Annotated in this window: 2 protein-coding genes and 1 pseudogene; all 3 read right to left on the bottom strand. The window is 62.6% G+C overall.

Annotated elements, in window-relative coordinates:
- Window positions 1–417 (bottom strand): hypothetical protein (locus tag VES88_11945; GenBank protein ID HYN82208.1); only part of this gene is annotated, 417 nt, incomplete at its 3' end.
- Window positions 418–751: 334 nt separating this feature from the next.
- A pseudogene (locus VES88_11940) lies at window positions 752–1,978 on the bottom strand (IS1634 family transposase).
- A gap of 12 nt (window positions 1,979–1,990) precedes the next feature.
- Window positions 1,991–2,478: DUF4277 domain-containing protein (locus VES88_11935; GenBank protein HYN82207.1), on the bottom strand; the 488-nt coding region annotated here is incomplete at its 5' end.

Genomic DNA, 2,478 nt, shown 5'->3' with positions numbered 1-2,478 from the left:
ACCACGCCATACACCGTTGTGTTCTTCAAGAGGAACGACGACGCAATATTTGCCTCGATCTTTCATCTGCTCCTTCGCTGCCGCGATCATGGAGCCGTACCGGTCGCATTCCCCACTAAGACGTTTCGCTAAGACCGAAACCTGTGACAGCTCCCAGGCGTGGTCTGAAGCATCCTCCGCCCACGGTACAAGATGGCCTGCCGACACCCGAGCGAGGCGCACAAGAGTCGTAGGTTCGCCGAGCCGCGTAGGCGTCCTTTCCTCCTCGTGCCAGTGTGTGCCTGTGTCTTCATAACCGACATCCAGGCTCAGGCTGTTCAAAGCCGCCATGCTGCGGTCGGCCATGGCGCCACCTTCGGCGGTCGCAACGTTGTACTGCAAACCCGTAGGTATGTGCTCCACGACATCCTCACCCACACATTCCGCACCCCTGTTTCGGCTCTCTACACCCTTTTTTGAGGTGCTCCAGAGCCAGACGAAGACACAGAGGATAGGACTGGACTCAAACCGCTCTTCTGGCCACGTGCGCACCCTGTTTTGCCCGCCCAGCGCGAGTGATGCTCCTCCACTTTCCTCGCAAGGCGAGGGCTGTTGCCCCGCAGACTCCCTGGCTACTAGGAAACAGACGAGCACGAGGCTGCCTTGGAGCCCCTGGGCGAGACAATCGTCGTGCATGGGCCTGACTGGTCCTCAGGGTCTTAGGGGCTCGGATAGCCACGGCCTTCCCCAGCGCGGAGACCTCCTGGCGTTGTTATGGCGATGGGGGTGTCCTGCTCCGTGTCGAACCACTCTTGGCTTCGATGAAACAGGCAAGCGAGACCCCCAAGGCCGTCAGAGACTGCTGGTGGACCGCCGACAGCGCGTGGACGAGCTGACGCCGGGCAGCGACCTTGCGTACCATCACGGCCATGCACTTCGTCAGCATCATGCAGGCGGTGGGCCGTAGGGTCTCCTTCTGGTCCCAGCCCGGCAGGGCCTGCCCGGTGCTCTCGACATGCGTGCGGAGCGACCGTTCCATCAACCGCCAGATCAGCAGCGCGAGCAATAACACCAACCCCAAGGCTTCGATCCGCTCGGGCTTCTTCAGGAACAGACTGTTGACGATGACCGGGTCTTTCAAAAAGGCAACATTTTGCTCCACCCCCTGTTGTGCTTTGTAGGCGCGGAGGATGTCCCCCGCGCTATGGGCCATCTCCCCCTGGGTGGGTACATTGGTCAGGAGCACGACACAGCCGGCCTCTTGGGCCGTGCGGGCGATGACCTCGGGCCGTGCGTGCAGGGTCACCTGCAGGCCATACCGCCACGCTTTGACCGCGCGGAGCTTCGTGGCGCTCGGACGTCCAGGCCCAGAGGTGGGGCGCGCCTCGACCACGGCCTCCACCTGATGATAGACACTCTGCAGCGCCCGCCCCTTCGCGGCGGCGGCCTCCGCATCCGCGTGACAGAAGTCCTCCTGCTTGGCCGCCTCACACACCGCAGCCGTCAGGGTCGTCGAGGACGCCGCACGCTCACGTGCCAAACGCTGCTGTCGCCGTTGATCCTGGCTGCTGGAATGGACCACCACTGCCCGATAGCCCTTGCCATGCAAGGTCACGGTCCCCTCAGACACTTTGTATACGGCGGCTGGTCGTCGCTTCGTCGGCTTGGTCTGGGCCACTATACCGACCGCTTCCCACTGGTCCTCGGCCACGGCTTCCGCGATGACCCGTCCACATTCGCTGTAGGTGGCCGGTAAGCGGCTGATGAACAACGTGTCCCCAAGCGCCTTGAGATGTGCCTCGCTGACCAGCGCCGCGTCCGCAATGTCGCTATACGCCCCCGAAGCCACGCCATGGCGGGCGAGCGTCTGCCCGATCTCCGACAACAGGGTGGTATTGAGGGTCTTGTCCGATGCGTTGCCCTCCTCGGGCTTGCCCCACAGCGGGACCGCCCGATCCACACAGAGCATCGAGAAGACACACTGTTGCAGGTCAGGACGCTTCTCCTTGCTCTAGCCATAGGTCACGCGGCAGGGCACCTCCTGGGTCTCGGGGAACTGGGAATCGCCCCAGACACTGCACGAGGTCGTATCAAAATGGACGGAGCGTTTGTCGAAGCCAACACGCGCCGCAGCACGCACAGCACAGGCGGTGCAAATCTTCATCGTGCCACAGTCGGAGAGGCGATCGAGGACGCGGCCCACCTGAGCATCGTTCAAGGCCTCTGGGGGTAAGGCTTTGCCCAAGAGCCGTGCAGTGTCTTGGTGCGCACAGAACTCTGCGAAGCGATAGAGAGGGCTCCGGCCACTGAGGGTATCCAACACGAGCCCGAGCACAATCGTGCCCGCATCGACCTGCATCTCCGTAGGGACAAGATAATTGATGGTGCTCACGAGGCCGAGCTGATCGGCGTACGCTTTCATGATGGGCAGATGGCGGACCTCATACACCTCGAGCTCGCGTGGAATGTCATCCATGTCTGGCTCCAACGGGCGACAGC

It is taken from the genome of Gemmatimonadaceae bacterium (genome assembly GCA_035633115.1).
Lineage (GTDB): Bacteria > Gemmatimonadota > Gemmatimonadetes > Gemmatimonadales > Gemmatimonadaceae > UBA4720.
The sequence above is the reverse complement of the archived record's forward strand: the minus strand, read 5'-3'. Positions and strand labels throughout refer to the sequence as shown.